The organism is Micromonospora sp. NPDC049203, assembly GCF_043197215.1.
Classification (GTDB): Bacteria; Actinomycetota; Actinomycetes; order Mycobacteriales; family Micromonosporaceae; genus Micromonospora.
Map to the genome: position 1 here is coordinate 104,832 of NZ_JBICSV010000003.1, position 13,907 is coordinate 118,738.

At 73.5% G+C, this 13,907-nt stretch carries 17 protein-coding genes and 1 pseudogene; 12 read left to right on the plus strand and 6 right to left on the minus strand.

Annotation, left to right across the window (positions count from 1 at the left end; translation table 11 throughout):
• Nucleotides 1-55: 55 nt before the first annotated feature.
• Nucleotides 56-1,291 (plus strand): benzoate/H(+) symporter BenE family transporter, encoded by a 1,236-nt coding sequence (locus ACGFIA_RS09460; RefSeq protein ID WP_357386755.1) that lies wholly within the window; start codon nt 56-58, stop codon nt 1,289-1,291.
• On the opposite strand, the gene ACGFIA_RS09465 is transcribed toward ACGFIA_RS09460, so the two are convergent.
• From ACGFIA_RS09465 to ACGFIA_RS09480, 4 genes are all read right to left on the minus strand, one after another.
• Nucleotides 1,254-1,619, minus strand: a complete 366-nt coding sequence (locus tag ACGFIA_RS09465; RefSeq protein ID WP_393259422.1) for a hypothetical protein — start codon at nt 1,617-1,619, stop codon at nt 1,254-1,256. The two genes, ACGFIA_RS09460 and ACGFIA_RS09465, sit on opposite strands and share 38 nt — an antisense overlap.
• Before the next feature lie 29 nt (nt 1,620-1,648).
• Complete coding sequence (locus ACGFIA_RS09470) at nt 1,649-1,897, minus strand: hypothetical protein (RefSeq protein ID WP_026268772.1); 249 nt, start codon at nt 1,895-1,897, stop codon at nt 1,649-1,651.
• A gap of 77 nt (nt 1,898-1,974) precedes the next feature.
• Nucleotides 1,975-2,445, minus strand: a complete 471-nt coding sequence (gene mscL, locus ACGFIA_RS09475) for a large conductance mechanosensitive channel protein MscL (RefSeq protein WP_187690944.1) — start codon at nt 2,443-2,445, stop codon at nt 1,975-1,977.
• Nucleotides 2,446-2,485: 40 nt separating this feature from the next.
• Nucleotides 2,486-3,169: an FCD domain-containing protein gene (locus tag ACGFIA_RS09480; protein WP_357386759.1), complete on the minus strand. Its 684-nt coding sequence runs from the start codon at nt 3,167-3,169 to the stop codon at nt 2,486-2,488.
• Between the two features lie 49 nt (nt 3,170-3,218).
• On the opposite strand from ACGFIA_RS09480, the gene ACGFIA_RS09485 reads away from it, so the two are divergent.
• The gene (locus ACGFIA_RS09485) at nt 3,219-4,487 is read left to right on the plus strand and encodes an MFS transporter (protein WP_357386762.1); all 1,269 of its coding nucleotides are present in this window, start codon (nt 3,219-3,221) and stop codon (nt 4,485-4,487) included.
• A gap of 10 nt (nt 4,488-4,497) precedes the next feature.
• Here the strand turns inward: ACGFIA_RS09485 and ACGFIA_RS09490 are convergent, their stop codons facing one another.
• On the minus strand, nt 4,498-4,854 hold the full coding sequence (locus ACGFIA_RS09490; protein WP_018789120.1) for an STAS domain-containing protein: 357 nt from the start codon (nt 4,852-4,854) through the stop codon (nt 4,498-4,500).
• 159 nt (nt 4,855-5,013) lie between these two features.
• On the opposite strand from ACGFIA_RS09490, the gene ACGFIA_RS09495 reads away from it, so the two are divergent.
• From ACGFIA_RS09495 to ACGFIA_RS09520, 6 genes are read left to right on the plus strand one after another with little or no spacing between them, the layout of a single operon-like run.
• Entirely contained in the window at nt 5,014-5,874 is an 861-nt protein-coding gene (locus tag ACGFIA_RS09495) for an STAS domain-containing protein (RefSeq protein ID WP_393259425.1), read from the plus strand.
• Nucleotides 5,874-6,284: an STAS domain-containing protein gene (locus ACGFIA_RS09500; protein WP_357386766.1), complete on the plus strand. Its 411-nt coding sequence runs from the start codon at nt 5,874-5,876 to the stop codon at nt 6,282-6,284. The genes ACGFIA_RS09495 and ACGFIA_RS09500 overlap by 1 nt, the downstream gene beginning before the upstream one ends.
• Nucleotides 6,281-6,700, plus strand: coding sequence for an ATP-binding protein (locus tag ACGFIA_RS09505; protein ID WP_357386768.1), 420 nt, complete (start codon nt 6,281-6,283; stop codon nt 6,698-6,700). Before ACGFIA_RS09500 ends, ACGFIA_RS09505 begins: the two co-directional genes overlap by 4 nt.
• Complete coding sequence (locus tag ACGFIA_RS09510) at nt 6,697-7,710, plus strand: SpoIIE family protein phosphatase (RefSeq protein ID WP_393259427.1); 1,014 nt, start codon at nt 6,697-6,699, stop codon at nt 7,708-7,710. The genes ACGFIA_RS09505 and ACGFIA_RS09510 overlap by 4 nt, the downstream gene beginning before the upstream one ends.
• Nucleotides 7,707-9,053: a sensor histidine kinase gene (locus ACGFIA_RS09515; RefSeq protein WP_357386772.1), complete on the plus strand. Its 1,347-nt coding sequence runs from the start codon at nt 7,707-7,709 to the stop codon at nt 9,051-9,053. Before ACGFIA_RS09510 ends, ACGFIA_RS09515 begins: the two co-directional genes overlap by 4 nt.
• Nucleotides 9,054-9,055: 2 nt before the next feature.
• Nucleotides 9,056-10,594: a SpoIIE family protein phosphatase gene (locus ACGFIA_RS09520; RefSeq protein WP_393259429.1), complete on the plus strand. Its 1,539-nt coding sequence runs from the start codon at nt 9,056-9,058 to the stop codon at nt 10,592-10,594.
• A 207-nt stretch (nt 10,595-10,801) separates the two neighbouring features.
• Here ACGFIA_RS09520 and ACGFIA_RS09525 read toward each other — a convergent pair whose 3' ends face one another.
• Nucleotides 10,802-11,590, minus strand: coding sequence for an AraC family transcriptional regulator (locus ACGFIA_RS09525; RefSeq protein ID WP_357468268.1), 789 nt, complete (start codon nt 11,588-11,590; stop codon nt 10,802-10,804).
• Between the two features lie 31 nt (nt 11,591-11,621).
• On the opposite strand from ACGFIA_RS09525, the gene ACGFIA_RS09530 reads away from it, so the two are divergent.
• The 4 genes and pseudogenes from ACGFIA_RS09530 to ACGFIA_RS09545 all read left to right on the plus strand — a co-directional run.
• Nucleotides 11,622-12,188: a TIGR03086 family metal-binding protein gene (locus ACGFIA_RS09530; protein WP_357386778.1), complete on the plus strand. Its 567-nt coding sequence runs from the start codon at nt 11,622-11,624 to the stop codon at nt 12,186-12,188.
• A gap of 70 nt (nt 12,189-12,258) precedes the next feature.
• Complete coding sequence (locus ACGFIA_RS09535) at nt 12,259-12,795, plus strand: PadR family transcriptional regulator (protein ID WP_357386780.1); 537 nt, start codon at nt 12,259-12,261, stop codon at nt 12,793-12,795.
• Complete coding sequence (locus ACGFIA_RS09540; RefSeq protein ID WP_393259432.1) at nt 12,792-13,493, plus strand: ABC transporter ATP-binding protein; 702 nt, start codon at nt 12,792-12,794, stop codon at nt 13,491-13,493. The genes ACGFIA_RS09535 and ACGFIA_RS09540 overlap by 4 nt, the downstream gene beginning before the upstream one ends.
• Nucleotides 13,490-13,897: pseudogene (locus ACGFIA_RS09545) on the plus strand (ABC transporter permease); the annotation flags it as partial. The gene ACGFIA_RS09540 and the pseudogene ACGFIA_RS09545, both read left to right, overlap by 4 nt.
• Between the last annotated feature and the right edge of the window lie 10 nt (nt 13,898-13,907).

The following is a 13,907-nucleotide window of genomic DNA, read 5'->3' on the forward strand; positions in this document are numbered from 1 at the left end:
GGCTATCGTGCTACACCGTGCCGTTCCGTAAACGGAACGGTCGGAGGAGGTGGGCATGGGCGGTCGGCTCCAACCCGTCCTGGCCGGCGTGGTGACCGCCCTGGTCGGCTTCGCCAGCTCGTTCACAGTCGTCCTGGCCGGGCTGCGCGCGGTCGGCGCCGATCCGGACCAGGCCGCCTCCGGCCTGCTCGCGCTCTGCGTCGCCAGCGGCGCCTGCGCGGTCTGGCTCGGCCTGCGGCACCGGCTGCCGCTCGCCATCGCCTGGTCCACGCCGGGCGCGGCGCTGCTCGTGGCCACCGGGCCGGTCCCCGGCGGCTGGCCCGCCGCAGTCGGCGCCTTCCTGGTCGCCGGGCTGCTGATCATCGCGGCCGGGCTGATCCCCGCGCTCGGCCGCGCGGTCGCCGCGATCCCCGCCCCGATCGCCTCCGCCATGCTCGCCGGGGTGCTGCTGCCGTTGTGTACGGCACCGGTACGCGCCCTGGTCGAGGTGCCCCGGCTGGCCGGGCCGGTGGTGCTGGTCTGGCTGCTGCTGCACCGGTTCGCCCGCCGCTGGGCGGTGCCCGGCGCGCTCGCCGTGGCAGTGGTCGCGATCGCGCTCACCACCTCCGGGCCGGCCCGGCTGGACGCCGCACCCGTCGTCGCGCTCACCGCGCCGGCCTGGACGCTGCCCGCAGTCGTCGGGCTCGCGCTGCCGCTGTTCCTGGTCACCATGGCCGCCCAGAACGTGCCCGGCACCGCTGTGCTCGCCGGGTACGGCTACCGCGCCCCGCTGGGCTCGGCGCTGCGGGTGACCGGCCTCGCCACCGCCCTCGGCGCCCCGGCGGGCGGCCACGCGGTGAACCTCGCAGCGATCACCGCCGCCCTGGCCGCCGGACCGGACGCCCACCCTGACCCGGAACGGCGCTGGATCGCCTCGGTCACCGCCGGGATCGGCCTGGCCCTGCTCGGCATGGGCGCCGGCGTGGCCACCGCCCTGGTGCTGCTCTCTCCGCCGGTGCTCGTCGAGGCCGTCGCCGGGCTCGCCCTGCTCGGCGCGCTCGCCGGCGCGGTCACGGCGGCGGTCGCCCAGCCGGGCGCGCGGGAGGCGGCGGTGGTGACGTTCGTGGTCACCGCCTCCGGGGTGAGCCTGCTCGGGGTGGGCGGCGCGTTCTGGGGCCTGATAGCGGGCTGGCTGATGCTGCTGCTGTTCCGCCGCCGCGCGACCCCGTCCGTGCCGGAGCAGGCCACACGGGGTGAGAGGGAAGCGGTCGAGGTCACTCCTCGGCGGGTAGCTCCGCGACCGGGACGGTGAGGCGTACCGCGCCGTCGCTCACCGCGGCGATCCGGTCGGCCAGCACGTAAACCGCGCCGGTGCGGACCAGCTCGGTGGAGACCTTGAGGTAGCCGTCGCGCAGCAGCCGGGCGGCCAGGTCGGCCGGTACGTCCGGCTCGTTTACCGCCGCCGACTCGATCAGCTCGTCCAGGCTGCTGCCCGGGTCGACAGGTGCGGGTGCCTGCACGGTCACCGCGGCCGGGTCGCCGCGCTGCACGAGATCGACTGTGCCCACCTCGACGCCTGCGGAGTCGACCACGCGCATGCCGGTGGTGACCCGGGAGACGGTGTCCTGCTGCTGGCTCATGCGGAAGCGGTTCCCGGGGCGCGCGGGCGCTAAACGGACGGGGCCCAGCCGCCCGGCGGACGGGGGGACAGCTCGCGCCAGGTGTCGGTGCCGTCCAGCAGCGCCCGGACCGTCTCCTCGGCCTCCTCGACGCTGGCGTGCTCGTAGAACCGGGAGACCCCCTCGGCGCCGCCGGCCCGCTGCTCCACGTGCCAGCGGTCGCCGTCCACCCGGAGGAAGACGTCACGCCGGGCGAGGCGTCCCCATTTCCCGTTCCACCAGTGCCTGCGCTGCTCCATGCCCGGACTCTATCGAACATGTGTTCGATGCACGTCGGCCCCCGCGAGATCGTCGCGGGGGCCGATCGGCTATGGCGTCAGCGCGGCGCGGGCGGCTCCTGCCGGCGGCCGAGCACGTCGTCCAGGGCGCTGCGCTGGCCGGGCGTGCCGTGGTTGCCGGCGAGCAACGCGTCCCGGATCTCGGTGAGCAGCTTGACCTCCTCGCTCGGGGCCGAGGGCGGCGGCTCCTCGCCGCGCTTGCGGCGCTCGGCGAGCTTGTTCATCGGGTAGACGACGAGGAAGTACAGCGCCGCCGCGGTGAGCACGAACGTGATCGCCGCGTTGACGAAGGCCACCCAGTCGAACGGGATGCCCCGGAACTTCGGGGTCGATCCGCTGAGGCCGTCCTTGCTGCCCGTGATCAGCGCGATGAACACGCGTACCAGCGGTTCCAGGAACGACTTGGTGAGCTGGGTCACCACGCCTGTGAACGCGGCGCCGATGACGACACCGACCGCGAGGTCGACGACGTTGCCGCGCATGATGAAGTCTTTGAAGCCCTTGAGCATCCGTACTCCCGTGCCCTGATGAGTCTGCGTCGGGGACAACCTATGCCTCGGCGGGGCCTTCGAGAAAAGCACCGGCCTCGATCGCCGCCCGCTGCGGGTCGCCGGCCCGGATCGCCTCGACCAGCCGGCCGTGATCCACGTACCGCTCCGGGGTCAGCGCCTCGCCCATCGCCTGGGCCACAGTGCTGCGCAGCGCGGCGCCGACCGAGGCGTACAGCTCGGCCAGCATGGCGTTGTGCGCGGCGGCCACCACGGCCGTGTGCAGCGCGGCGTCCGCCTCGACGAACTCGTTCACCCGGCCGCCGCGCCAGGCGGCCTCGCGGGCCGCGAGCGCGCCGTCGAGCGCCGCCAGGTCGTCGGGGGTACGCCTCAGCGCGGCGAGCCGGGCGGCCTCCACCTCGAACGCGCGCCGGACCTCGACCACCTCGGTCATCCGGTCGTCGGTGAGCCGGCGGGCCACCACCGGCGCTAGCTCGTCCGTCGACACCACGTACGTGCCGGAGCCCTGCCGGCACTCCAGCACCCCGGCGTGCACGAGCGCCCGGACCGCCTCGCGGACGGTGTTCCGCCCGACGCCGAGCGCGGCGACCAGCTGCGGCTCGGTGGGGATGCGCCCGCCCACCGGCCACTCGCCGCCGAGGATCCGTTCCCGGAGCGCTTCGATCGTCTGCCGGACCCGGTGACCGCGGGGCGGCACGGTGACGGAATCCCGGGCGGGTGTCACGGGTTACACCTCGTGCCGAAATTCATCCCATGATTGTAGGTTCGAGGTCATGACTCCGCCAACTGCGCCCGCCGCGGCAGTGCCCACGCCGGGTGCCGCATCCGCGCCGGCCCCCGCCCCGGCGGCCGGTCCGGTCCGGGGCGGCCTGCTCGTGCTCGCCGGGATGCTGCTCGTCGCGCTGAACCTGCGGGCCGCGGTGACCAGCCTCGGCGCCCTGCTCGACGAGATCCGGGTCGGGCTGGGGCTGTCCGGCGCGATGGCCGGCCTGGTCACCACGCTGCCCACCATCGCGTTCGCCGGGCTGGGCGCGCTCACGCCGTGGCTGGTCCGCCGCTGGGCCGCGCCCCGGGTGCTGGTGCTGGCCATGCTGGCGCTCACCGTCGGGCAGGTGCTGCGCGCGGTCACCGGCTCGGCGGCGATCTTCGTGCTGACCAGCGCGCTCGCGCTGGCCGGCATCGCGGTGGCGAACATCCTGCTGCCGATGCTCGTCAAGCAGCACTTCCCGCACCGCACCGGACTGGTCACCGGGGCGTACACGATGGCCCTGACGGTGGGCACGACGGTGGCCGCCGCCTCCGCCGTGCCGGTGGCGCACGCGTTCGGCTCCTGGCGGGCCGGACTCGGCATCTGGGCCGGGCTGGCCGCGCTGGCCGTACTCCCGTGGGTGCCGCTGGCGCTGCGGGCCCGCGCCGCGCGACGGGCCGCGCCCCCGGCGGTGGCGGTCGCCGCCCCGGCCCGGGTGCAGCCGGGCCGGACCCGGCTCGGCTGGGCCATGGCTGTCTACTTCGGGGCGCAGTCGCTCAGCGGGTACGCGATCATGGGCTGGCTGGCCCAGTTGTTCCGGGACGCCGGATACCGGCCGGAGACAGCCGGGCTGCTGCTCGCCGGCGTGACCGCGCTGGGCGTGCCGGTGGCGCTGATGATGCCGGCGCTGGCCGGCCGGCTGGCCACGCTGCGCCCGCTGGTGCTGTCGCTGACCGTGTTCTCCGCCGCCGCGTACACCGGTCTGGCGCTCGCCCCGCACGGCCTGGCACCGCTGTGGGTGCTGCTGCTGGCGCTCGGCCAGGGCGCGTTCCCGCTCATCCTGACCACGATCGGGCTGCGCGCCCGGACCGCCGAGGGCACGGTGGCGCTGTCCGCGTTCGCGCAGAGCACCGGGTACGTCATCGCCGCACTCGGGCCGCTGCTGGTGGGCATCCTCTACGAGGCGACCGGCGGCTGGACCGCCCCGATCGGTTTCCTGCTGGTGGCGCTGGCCGTGCAGACGGCTGCGGGCATGGTGATCGCCCGTCCCCGCTACATCGAGGACGAGCGCTGAGCGGGATCGGTCAGGAGGAGGCCGGGGTGGGATCGCCCGCGACGGCCTGCTCCACCGTCGGGTACGTGTGCAGCACCTCGACCAGGCCGCTGACCTCGAGGATGCGCAGCACGCCGCGTTGCGGGGCGGCCAGCCGGACCACGCCGCCGGCCTCGTCGCAGTTGTTCTTCGCCCGCACGAACACCGACAGGCCGGTGGAGTCGCAGAACGAGACCTCGGCCAGGTCGAAGACGAGGCGGCTGCGCCCCTTGTCCAGCAGATCCGTGATCTGGTCCTGGAGCTGCGGTGCCGTGGCCATGTCCAGCTCGCCCGCGACCGACACGACGACCACGTCGCCGCGTTGTTCCGTGTGCACCGTCAAGGACATTCGTCGACCTCCTGTGTTCGGGGGAAACGGTATCCCACGACGGGCGCGTCGCGCAGAACGGGAGCGGTCACAGGTGCGGCCGATCATTCTTTGCTCTGCGACAAGTAGCGCGTCAGGCTCCGGTGATAGAGTCCGCCCGTCCAAATCAGGGAGGTCAGCATGGCGATGAGCGCCGAACAGGGTGGTCGGCTCGCCCACCTGCTCAGTCAGCACGCGGATCGGCTGACCAACCGCTGGACGGAGATCGTCGCGAGTTCGCTGCGCGGTCGCCTGAGCCGGGCCGAGCTGGCCCGGCAGGTCCAGGAACTGCACCGGGCGCTGGTCGAGGCCGGTCAGCACGGTGTCTCCGACCTGGCCGACGAGCACGGCGGTGAGCTGCGGGCGGTGCTGTCCGAGCTGTCCACAAACCGGGCCCGGCAGGGGTTCTCCGCGACCGAGACCGCGATCAGCGTGTTCGCGCTCAAGGACACCCTGCTGGAGGTGCTGGAGGACGAGAAGGGCACCGACGCCCTGCGCGACTTCGTCGCCTTCTCCGCGCTCATCGACCAGATGGGGCTGTTCACGTTCGAGACGTTCGTCCGGGCCCGCGAGAGCCTGATCGCCGACCAGGCGGAGCAGCTGCTGGAGCTCTCCACCCCGGTGGTCAAGCTCTGGGAGGGCGTGGTCGCCGTCCCGCTGGTCGGGACGCTGGACTCGGCCCGCGCCCAGGTCGTGATGGAGCGGCTGCTCCAGACGCTCGTCGACACCGGCTCGCCGTACGCGATCATCGACATCACCGGCGTGCCGGCGGTCGACACTCAGGTCGCGCAGCACATCCTCAAGACCGTGGTGGCCGCCCGGCTGATGGGCGCCGACTGCATCATCTCCGGCATCCGCCCGCAGATCGCCCAGACGATCGTGGCCCTCGGCATCGAGTTCGGCGACATCGCCACCAAGGCGAGCCTCGCCGACGCGCTGCGCCACGTGCTGCGCCTGACCGGGGTCGAGACCACCGCTCGCCGCCCGCGCCGGGAGTCCTGATGGAACGGGTGCCGATCCTCAAGATCGGCGACATCCTCCTGGTCTCCATCCAGGTCGACATGTCCGACCAGACGGCGATCCAGCTGCAGGAGGACCTGGCCGAGCGGATCGTCGCCACCGGCTGCCACGGTGTGATCATCGACATCACGGCGCTGGACATCGTCGACTCCTTCGTCGGCCGGATGCTGTCCACCATCGCGTCCATCTCGAAGGTGCTGGACGCCGAGACGGTGGTGGTCGGCATGCGCCCGGCCGTCGCCATCACCCTGGTCGAGCTGGGGCTGTCGCTCAACGGCATCCGTACCGCGCTGAACGTCGAGCGCGGCATGGAGCTGATCGCGGCCAGCCGTCCCGACGAGTGGGACGAGGCGGCCGACGACGAGGACACCGAGACGACGGCGACGGCATGACCGTGGGCGTCGACCTGGGTGTGCCGGCGACGCAGGCGATCCGCAGCGACGAGGACGTGGTGCGGGTCCGGCAGTTGGTGCGTACCACAGCCGTCGCGACCCGGCTCTCCCTGGTCGACCAGACGAAGCTCGTCACCGCCGCCAGCGAGCTGGCCCGCAACACGCTGATCTACGGCGGTGGGGGCAGCGCCGAGGTGAGCACCGTGTCCGACGGTCGGCGGCGCGGCGTACGGATCGTCTTCGCCGACGAGGGACCGGGCATCCCCGACCTCGACCTGGCGCTCACCGACGGCTACACCACAGGCGGCGGGCTCGGCCTGGGGCTGAGCGGCGCCCGCCGGCTCGTCGACGACTTCGACATCCGGACGGCTGTCGGCGAGGGGACGCGGATCACCGTCACCAAGTGGTCGCGATGATCTCCGACGTGGTACCTGACCACGGCATCTGGTTCCGGGTCGACACCGGCGCGACAGCCGGCAGCGTACGCCGGGCGGCCGAACGCCTCGGCCGGCAGCTCGAACTGAGCGCGCCGCGCGTCGCGGACCTGGCCATCGTCACCGCCGAGATCACCAGCAACCTGGTCAAGCACGCCCGCGAGGGCACGCTCCTGATGCGTCCGGCCCGCCGGGGCGAGCGGGCCGGGGTGGAACTGGTGGCCATCGACTCCGGCCCCGGCATGGCCGACCTCACGCTCTCCTCCGTCGACGGCCACTCCACAGCTGGCACGCTCGGCATCGGTCTCGGCGCGATCACCCGGCAGTCGAGCCGGTTCGACGGCTACTCGTCGCCGGGCCGGGGCACCGTCCTGGTCGTCCAGGTCTGGGACGACGCGCCGCCCGAGCCGGACTGGGCCGCCGGGCTGGCCCGGCCGATCACCGGCGAGCAGACCAGCGGCGACGGGTACGCGGTCCGCCAGCTGGACGGCCGGCGGCAGGTGCTGGTCTCCGACGGACTGGGACACGGGCCGCTCGCCGCCGCCGCGACCGGCGCGGCCGTGTCCGCGTTCCGTTCGGCGCCGGACGGGCCGCCGGACGTCGTGGTGCGCCACCTGCACGCCACCATCTCGCACACCCGGGGCGCCGCGCTCGCCGTGGCCGAGCTTGATCCGGCCGCCGGAGTGCTCCGCTACGCCGGGCTTGGCAACATCGCCGCGATGATCGTCGCGCCGGGCGAGCGGCGGCGCGGGCTGGTCTCGCTGCCGGGCATCGCCGGGCACCAGCGTCCGGCGATCCGGGGATACGACTACCCCTTCTCGCGCGACGCCACCCTGGTCATGCACAGTGACGGGGTGGTGGATCGCTGGGATCTGGACGACTATCCCGGGCTCGCCGGCCGCAACCCGCTGCTGGCCGCCGCGACCCTGCTGCGTGACGCCGGTGTCCGACGCGACGACGCCTGCGTCCTGGTGGCCCGGGGGGCGGCATGACCGAACCCCTCCTGCACCTCGCGCTCCGGGTGGAGCAGGACATCTTCCTGGTCCGGCAGCGCGGCCGGGAGGTGGCCGCGGCGGTCGGGCTGGAACACCAGGACCAGGTACGGATCGCCACCGCGCTGAGCGAGGTGGCCCGGGAGCTGCTGCACGGTGTCGACGGCGCGGACGTCACGTTCGCCCTCGACCGCGACGCCGTCGGCCGCCGGGTCCTCCAGGTGGACCTGTCGCCGCTGCGTCCGCTCCCCGGCGGGCGGTACGAGCCGCAGTCCGGCGCCGTCGCGCGACTGGTGGACACGTTGCGGGTGGTGGCTGTCGATGGCGATACGGTCGTGAGGATGTCCCGACGAGTGCCCGACAACAGCGAGGAGCTGACGGTGGAGCGCGCCGCCGAGCTGCGCGCCGAGCTGGCCGAGCGGGCGCCGGGTTCCGCGCTTGACGAGTTGGCCGCCCAGAACGCGCAGCTCATCACCGCCCTCGACGAGGTGCGCAGCCAGCGCGACGAGCTGGCGGTGCTCAACTCCGAGCTTCAGGAGACCAACCGTGGTGTGATGGCGCTCTACAACCAGCTCACCGAGGAGCTGGAGGAGACCAACCGCGGCGTGGTGGCGCTCTACGCCGAGCTGGACGAGAAGTCCGCCCAACTGCGGTCCGCCAGCGAGTCGAAGAGCCGCTTCCTGGCGAACGTCAGCCACGAGCTGCGCGCCCCGGTCACCGCGATCATCGGCCTGGCCCGGCTGCTCGCCGACTCCGCCTCCGACCCGCTCACCGGCGAACAGGCCCGTCAGGTGGGGCTGATCCGATCCTCGGCGGGCGACCTGCTGGGGCTGGTCAACGAGCTGCTCGACCTGGCCAAGGCGGAGTCGGGCCGGATCGAGCCGGACTGGTCCGACGTCGATCTGCGCGCGGTGTTCGGGCAGTTGCGCGGCACGCTGCGGGCGCTGGCCGCGCGCCCCGAGGTGGAGCTGGTGGTGGAGGAACCGCCGGCTCAGGCGACGCTGCGCTCGGACGAGGTGCTGCTCGCCCAGGTGCTGCGCAACCTGCTGCACAACGGGCTGAAGTTCACCGAGCGCGGCGAGGTGCGCCTGCGGGCCGAACGTCAGGGCGACCAGTGGACGCTCTCGGTCACCGACACCGGTGTGGGCATCCCGCCGGAGCTGCACGAACGGGTCTTCGAGGAGTTCTACCAGGTGCCCGGCACGACCCGGGTCGGTGGCACCGGGCTCGGCCTGCCGTACGCGCGCCGGCTGATCACGCTGCTCGGCGGGACGCTGGAGCTCACCAGCGAACCCGGCCGGGGCAGCAGGTTCACAGTGGTCCTCCCCGCGGGCGGAGCGTGACGGTGGACGGCGGGCCGGTGACCGTGCTTGTGGTCGATGACAGCGGCCCCAAGCGATACCTGCTGGTCAACTGGTTGACCCGGGCCGGATTCGTCACCGTCGAGGCGGAGAACGGCACGGCGGCGCTGGAGCGGGTGGGCCGGGAACACATCGACCTCGTGGTGCTCGACGTGCGGCTGCCCGACATGAGCGGCTTCGAGGTGTGCGAGCGGATCAAGGACGAGTACCCGTACATCCCGGTCATCCACGTCTCCGCCCACGCGGTCGACGTGGTGGACCGGGCGCAGGGTCTCACCCGGGGCGCGGACGCCTACCTGGCCGAGCCGATCGAGCCGGAGGAACTGGTCGCCACCGCCCACGCGGTGCTGCGCTACTACCAGGCCCGGCTGCGTGCCGAGCAGCTCGCCGAACGGCTGGCCGCGCTCGCCGACGCCACAGTGGAGATGCACGCGACGCCGAACTTCGTCCGGCTGCTGGAGGCCGCCGCGAGCGGCGCGGCGCGGATCTTCAAGGCCCCGGCCGCGGTGGTCGCCGAGACGTTCGACGGGGACTGCCTGGCCGGGGTGGCGGACGACCCGCACACGCCGGCCCGGATCGTGCCGTGGGTGGTGGACGACACCGGCGTGCCGATCGGCACCCGGGTGCGGGTCGACGAGCCGGCCAACTGGGCGGTGGCGGACTGGCCGGACGGTGACACGGTGACGGTTGCCGCCTCCCGGCTGCGGGAGGACCGCGCCCCGCTCTACGTGGTGGTGCCGACCGCCACCCAGACCGTCCGCACGCCGGTGCTGGTGCAGCTCGCCCAGGCGGTCGCCTCGGCGGTGGAGGCGCAACGGTCCTTCGACGAGGAGCACCGGATCGCTGTGACGTTGCAGCGCAGCCTGCTGCCGCAGCGGCTGCCCGACGTCGTGGGCCTGGACCTGGCCGTCCGGTACGAGCCGGCGAGCGCGCAGACCGAGGTGGGCGGCGACTTCTACGAGCTGGTGATGCTCGACGGGCATCTCCTGGTGGCGATCGGCGACGTGGCCGGGCACTCGCTGCACGCCGCAACCGTGATGGCCGAGTTGCGACACGCGGTGCGCGCGTACGCGGTCGAGGGCCATCAGCCCGGGGTGATCCTGGACCGGGTCAACGAGCTGATGCGCACCCTGCTGCCGAACGAGCTGGCCACCATCTGCGTGTTGCTGCTCCACCCGCCGACCGGGCTGGTCCGGCTGGCGAGCGCCGGGCACCTGCCGGCGTTGCTGAGCCGCGACGGCCGGGTCGAGTTCGTGGCGCAGTCCGCGCCGCTGCTCGGGGTGCGCGCGAATCGCCCGCCGGATCTGGAGTTCGTGCTGCCCGCCGGGGCCACGCTCGTGCTCTACACCGACGGGCTGATCGAACGGCGGGACGCCACCATCGACGACGGCATGGCGGCGCTCGGCGTGGCCGCCACCCGGGTCGACGACAACCTGGACGAGTTCTGCCAGCGACTGCTGGTTGAGCTGGCGCCGCCGGAGATCCAGGACGACGTGGCGGTGGTGGCGGTCCGCCGCCGCTGACCGTGTTCCGCGCCCATCGGCAACTGCGAGATCTTGGTACGGAATGGCCCCTATGGGGGCACTTTCGTACCAAGATCTCTCCGGTTGCTTGATGGGTGCGCGGCGGGCGGTCGTGGGCGGGAGCAGAGCGGCGCGCCGGGGGGTGCAGAGCAAGTCCGGGAGTCCGGAAATCCGGGCGACCGCGGCGGTCGGGCTGAGGACCGCGCCTCACTGGCGCAGGGCGGCCAGCGAGCGGGCGTACGCGGCGGGGGAGACCCCGGTGACGGCGGTGAACTCGCGGACCAGGTGGGCCTGGTCGGCGTACCCCAGATCGGCGGCGACCCGCGACCAGTCGAGCGGCCCGGCGGCGGCCTGTTCGATCGCCTCCTGGAGCCGGTAGCGGCGGATCACCCACTTCGGACCGACGCCGACGTGGTCCAGGAAGAGGCGCTGGAGCCGGCGGGTGGAGACGGCGTGCCGCCGGGCGAAGTCGGCGACCCGTAGCACGGTCCGGTCGGCGCGGATCTCCTCGACCAGGGCGGTGGCCTCGGCGGCGAGCGGATCAGCGACCGGCGACCACGAGGTCAGCAGGGCGTCCAGTTTCGCGCAGCGCTCGTCGTCGGTGCCCGGGCAGACCGGCCCGTCCGGGATCGGTACGCGCCGGCCGGTCAACTCGGCGACCGGGCGCCGCCAGAACGGCCGGAAACCGCCCGGGCGGAACTGGACGCCGGAGACCCGGCCGGCGCCGTGCAGCGTGACGGCGAACAGGCCGGTGTCGACGCCGGCGATCTCGCCCTGTTCGGGCGCGCCCTCCTGCGCCTGGAACACCACGTTCACGGCCGGGTGCGGCACCACCCGTTGCTCGAACGGCTCGTCCAGGTCCCAGTCGATCAGCCAGTAGTGCTCGACCCACAGGCGCAGCGCCGGGGCGGGCAGCCGGCGTCGGAACCGTACCCGCCGGCGCAGCCGGTCCGGATCGAGGATGCCCCGGTTGTCGCGTCGCGGTTCGTGTCGCATTTCTTCAAGACCGCCCTCATACGCTGCCCCTATGAGCACGAAGACTAGTGAGCTGCTCGCCGTCGCGGCGCCGCGTACGGTGGCGGTGGTACGCGGCATCTCCGACGACCAGCTGGGTCTGCCCACGCCCTGCCCCGGCTACACGGTGCGCGACCTGCTCGGCCACCTGTTCGACGTGGTGGTCAACTTCCAGACGCTGGCCCGCCGGGAGGAGGTCGACTGGTCCGGCAAGGCCGACCATCTGACCGGCGGCTGGCGGGAGCGGTTCGCTGCCGAGACGGACCGGCTGACCGAGGCGTGGTCCGACCCGGCCGCGCAGGATGGCGTCTCGCCCGGGATGGGGCTGCCGCAGGAGACGGTCGGCTTGATGGCCCTGATCGACCTCGCCGTCCACGGATGGGATCTCGCCCGGGCCACCGGCCAGGAACTGGCAGTGGACCCGGCCGTGGTGGCGGCGGGGCACGAGTTCATGGACCGGATGGGCGACATGGGACAGAAGATGGGCGCGTTCGGCCCGCCGGTGCCCACCGGCGCGGCACCGGACGGCATGGACGCGCTGCTCGGCCGGACCGGCCGCGACCCGGCCTGGGCCCGCTGAACCGAACGGCCCGCGTTGTCCCGCGCGGGCCGTTCTTGACAGTGCTATTCACTCAGCGAATAGTAAGGGAGTGTCCACTCAGCACGTCCTGCTCGGGCTGCTCGCCGCCGGGCCACGCCACGGCTACGAGCTGAAGCGTGCGCACGACGAGCGGCTGCCCCGGGCCCGGCCGCTCGCCTTCGGGCAGGTCTACGCCACGCTGGCCCGCCTGCACCGGGACGGCCTGGTCGTGCCGACCGGCCAGGAGCGGGACGGCGGTCCGGACCGGACCGCCTACGCGCTCACCGACGACGGGCGGGCGGCGCTGGACCACTGGCTCGGCACCGTCGAGCCGCCGATGCCGTACGTGGCCAGCACGCTCTTCGCCAAGGTGGTGGTCGCACTCCTGGTGGCCGACGTCGGCCAGGCCCGCACCTACCTGATCGCCCAGCGGCAGGCGCACACGCAACGCCTGCGCGAACTGACCGCGCTGAAGACGACCCCCGGCGTCCGCCTCGACGAGGTGGTCGCCGCCGACTTCGCCATCGCCCACCTCGACGCCGATCTCCGGTGGCTGCATACCACCCTGGACCGGGTCGCCGACTGGCACCGGGAGGTGCGCTCGTGACGTTCCTGCAAGCGCGCGGAGTGGTCCGCGCCTACGGTCACACCCCCGCGCTGCGCGGTGTGACGCTCGACGTGGCCGAAGGCGAGATCGTCGCGGTCACCGGCCCGAGCGGCTGTGGCAAGTCCACGCTGCTGCACTGCCTCGCCGGCATCCTGCGCCCCGACGCCGGTCAGGTCACCTGGCGCGGAGAACGGATCGACACGTGGTCGGAGGCGGCGCGCTCGCGGCTGCGCCGTACCGAATTCGGGGTGCTGTTCCAGTTCGGTCAGCTCGTCGCCGAGCTGACCGCCGCGGAGAACGTCGCGCTTCCGCTGTTGCTCGCCGGCAAGGGGCGGCGAGCGGCGCGGACCGCGGCGCTCTCCTGGCTGGACCGGCTCGGGGTGGCCGACGTCGCCGACGCCCGGCCGGGTGAGATGTCCGGCGGGCAGCAGCAGCGCTGCGCGCTGTCCCGGGCGCTCGTCACCGAACCACGGGTGATCTTCGCTGACGAGCCGACCGGCGCGCTCGACACGCTGGCCGGCGAGCAGGTGCTCACCCAGCTCGTCCGGCTGGCCCGCGAGCAGCGCACCACTGTCGTGCTGGTGACCCACGAGCCGCGCATCGCCGCGTACGCGGACCGGGAGGTCAGCCTGCGCGACGGCATGGTCGACCACACCGGGCTCGGGCTCGACCCGGCGCTGCCGGGTGGGTCACGGTGAGACCGGGCACGCTGCTGCGGCTCGCGCTGGCCGGCACCCGCACCGACGTCGCCCGGGTGGTGCTCACCGCGCTGAGCGCCGCGCTCGCGACGCTGGCCGGGCTGGCCGCGCTGACAGTGCTGTCGGTGGTGAAGCCGCCCGGCGACGCCTGGACGCAGTCCGACCAGTACACGAACGCCCTGCTGCGGGAACCCGGCCTCCGTCCCGGCGTCGCGTTCGCGTTGCTGCTGCTCTGCGTGCCGGTCCTCGGCCTGGCCGGACAGTGTGCCCGCCTCGGCGCGCCGGGCCGGGACCGGCGGCTGGCCGCGCTCCGGCTGGCCGGTGCCACCCCCGGGCAGGTCACCCGGGTCGCGGTCGCCGAGACCGGCGTGGCGAGTCTGATCGGCACCCTCGTCGGCCTAGGGCCTGTGTCGA